The organism is Sedimentibacter sp. B4 (assembly GCF_000309315.1).
Lineage (GTDB): Bacteria > Bacillota > Clostridia > Tissierellales > Sedimentibacteraceae > Sedimentibacter > Sedimentibacter saalensis.
The window spans coordinates 1-241 of sequence record NZ_CANG01000734.1; the positions used below are offsets into that span (position 1 = coordinate 1).

A 241-nucleotide genomic window follows, 5' to 3' on the forward strand; every position below is an offset into this window, starting at 1 on the left:
TCTCGCGATGGACAGCCTGGTCGCGGGCGATTCCCCGCTCACCGAACGGGAGACAGAGGTGCTCCGTGCCGCGCGCGACGGGGCGAGCGTCGCGGCGATCGCGGGTCGGGTGTTCCTCTCCGAGGGCACCGTGCGCAACCACCTCTCCGCCGCGATCGGCAAGACCGGCGCCACGAACCGCGCCGAAGCCGTCCGGATCGCCGAGGAGAACGGCTGGCTGTAGCGCCTCCTCCGTGCCGCA

Annotated in this window: 1 protein-coding gene; it reads left to right on the forward strand. The window is 72.6% G+C overall.

Going from position 1 to position 241, the window contains the following annotated elements; genetic code table 11:
* On the forward strand, positions 1 to 223 hold a 223-nt coding region (locus tag BN358_RS24210), incomplete at its 5' end, for a response regulator transcription factor (RefSeq protein ID WP_198018480.1).
* Between the last annotated feature and the right edge of the window lie 18 nt (positions 224 to 241).